The sequence below is a fragment of the Eggerthella sp. genome (genome assembly GCF_048329335.1).
GTDB classification, from domain to species: domain Bacteria; phylum Actinomycetota; class Coriobacteriia; order Coriobacteriales; family Eggerthellaceae; genus Eggerthella; species Eggerthella lenta.
Genome location: NZ_DBFEGU010000010.1, coordinates 1 through 2,576, shown reverse-complemented (window position 1 = coordinate 2,576; position 2,576 = coordinate 1). Strand labels below are relative to the sequence as shown.

The 2,576-nt window shown below is 65.6% G+C and carries 3 protein-coding genes; 2 read left to right on the top strand and 1 reads right to left on the bottom strand.

The window, feature by feature from the left end:
• The coding region (locus ACMO6A_RS00315) for a putative ABC transporter permease (RefSeq protein ID WP_418470629.1) at positions 1-276 on the top strand (276 nt) is incomplete at its 5' end.
• A gap of 15 nt (positions 277-291) precedes the next feature.
• Complete coding sequence (locus ACMO6A_RS00310; protein WP_114532512.1) at positions 292-894, top strand: putative ABC transporter permease; 603 nt, start codon at positions 292-294, stop codon at positions 892-894.
• A 59-nt stretch (positions 895-953) separates the two neighbouring features.
• On the opposite strand, the gene ettA is transcribed toward ACMO6A_RS00310, so the two are convergent.
• Positions 954-2,576, bottom strand: a 1,623-nt coding sequence (gene ettA, locus ACMO6A_RS00305; protein ID WP_418470628.1) for an energy-dependent translational throttle protein EttA, incomplete at its 5' end; no start/stop codon positions are given.

Here is a 2,576-nt window from a genome sequence, read left to right as displayed (position 1 = left end):
GGCCAGGTGTGCCTGCAGAACGCCATCGCCTTCGGCGTGGTGGCCACGCTCATGACATGGGTGATCTACCCGGCGCTCGAGCAGCTGCTGAGCAAGGTCCCCCGGGACGGCATGAACATCGCCTTCATAGCCGTGACCGTCGGCTTCTGCATCCTGATCTTCCTGTACTACGTGAACGTGGCGCTTCCCGACCTCGACGACGCCGACGATGCCGGCTCCTCGGACGCAACCTCGATCGAGCTCTCGTACAGCTACGATTCTGAAGCGGCCGGCTAGAACGACCCAGCGTCCATGCCCATTCTCTCCAAAGAAGACGAGCGGTACGGCTACGAGCCCGGCTCCTTCGCGTTCTGGCGGAACCTGGCCGTGTACTTCTGCGTGTTCAGCGTGGTGGGACACTGGATGGAGATCGTCTACTGCTCGTTCATGAACGTATTCGGCATCGTCGATGCCGATTCGCTTGTGTGGGACGACCCGATGTACCCGTTTCTCGTGTACGGCGTGGGCGTCGTCGTCTGCGCGCTCGTGCTGATGCCGCTCAAGACGGCGCTGGTCGCCCGGCGCGCCACCCTCGTCAGCGCCGGGATCCAGTTCTTCGCCGCCACCGTGGTCATGTGCATGCTCATGGAACTGGCCATGGGGTTCATGCTGAACCAGCCGAACGCCGCCGGCGAATACCCGTTGTGGGACAACTCGCAGCTGCCGTTCAACATCCTCGGCCAGGCATGGCTCGTAAACGACCTCGCACTGGCGGCCATGGCCATGCTGTACACATGGATCGTCTACCCGCTGTGCCAGAAAGCCCTCGGGAAGCTCCCGCTGCGCGCGATGAACCTTTTGGCAGCTGTCGTCGTCATCGGGTTCGTCGTCCTCTGCGCCGTCAAGTTCGCCTGAACGCGGCGAGGCCCCGATGCCGTTCAGCTCCGGGGCCTCGAATGCATGTCGCGTATCTGCTAGTCGCGGGTGAGCTTGCGGTGGATGCGGTGCGGACGCGCGGCCTCCTCGCCCAGGCGCTCGACGCGGTTCTTCTGGTAGTCGTCGAAGTTGCCCTCGAACCAGTGCCAGTTGCCCGGGTTCTCGTCGGTGCCCTCCCACGCCAGGATGTGCGTGGCGATGCGGTCGAGGAACCAGCGGTCATGGCTGGTCACCACGACGCAGCCGGGAAATGCCAGCAGCGCCTCCTCCAGGCTTTCCAGCGTCTCGACGTCGAGGTCGTTCGTAGGCTCGTCGAGCAGCAGGAGGTTGCCGCCCTGCTTGAGCGTCAGCGCCAGGTTCAGGCGGTTGCGCTCGCCGCCCGACAGCACGCCGGCCGGCTTCTGCTGGTCGGGTCCCTTGAAGCCGAAGCTGGCCACGTAGGCGCGACTGGGAATCTCGGTGTCGCCCACCTTCATGTAGTCCAGACCGTCGGAGACGACCTCCCACAGCTTCTTGTTCGGGTCGATGCCCTCGCGGTTCTGGTCGACGTAGGAGATGCTCACCGACTCGCCGATCTCAAGCTCGCCGCCCGACAGGGGCTCCAAGCCCACGATGGCCTTGAACAGCGTGGACTTGCCCACGCCGTTCGGGCCGATCACGCCCACGATGCCGCCCTGGGGCAGCGTGAACGACAAATCGTCGATAAGCACGCGGTCGCCGAACGCCTTCCTGATGTGCTTGGCCTCGATGACCTTCGCGCCCAGGCGCGGCGGCACGGGGATGGTGATGTCCGACACGCTGGTCTTCTCGAACGAGCGCGCCTCGGCCGCCATCTGCTCGTAGCGCTCGATGCGGGCTTTGCTCTTGGCCTGGCGCGCTTTGGGGCTGGATCGCACCCACTCCAGTTCCGAGCGCAGGCGCTTCGCCAGCTTCTCCTCGCGCTGGCCCTGGCCCTCCAGGCGCGCGGCCTTCGTCTCGAGGTAGGTGGAGTAGTTGCCCTTGTACGGGAAGAGGCTGCCGCGGTCCACCTCGCAGATCCACTCGGCCACGTTGTCCAGGAAGTAGCGGTCGTGCGTGACGGCCAGCACCGCGCCGGGGTAGGTGCGCAGGAACTGCTCCAGCCACAGCACCGACTCGGCGTCCAGGTGGTTGGTGGGCTCGTCGAGCAGCAGCAGGTCGGGTGCCTCCAGCAGCAGCTTGCACAGCGCCACGCGACGGCGCTCGCCGCCGGACAGCACGTTCACCGGCATGTCGGGGTCGGGGCACTGCAGCGCGTCCATGGCCTGCGACAGCTGGCTGTCGAGGTCCCACCCGTTCGCCGCGTCGATGGCGTCTTGCAGCTCGCCCATCTCGGCCATGAGCGCGTCGAAGTCGGCGTCGGGCTCGGCCATCTCCTCGCCGATCTTGTTGAAGCGGTCGATCTTGGCCTTCACCTCGCCGAACGCCATCTCGATGTTCTCGATGACGGTCTTGTCGTCGTCCAGAGGCGGCTCCTGCTGCAGGATGCCCACCGTGTAGCCGGGCGTGAGGCGCGCGTCGCCGTTGGACACCTCTTCGAGGCCCGCCATAATCTTGAGCAGCGTCGACTTGCCCATGCCGTTGGGCCCCACGACGCCGATTTTCGCGCCGGGGTAGAACGACAGGGTCACGTCGTCGAGGAT

Bases quoted from the DNA above. Each gene is read 5' to 3' on its own strand.
- ACMO6A_RS00310 (WP_114532512.1), top strand. From the start codon at position 292: ATGCCCATTCTCTCCAAAGAAGACGAGCGGTACGGCTACGAGCCCGGC.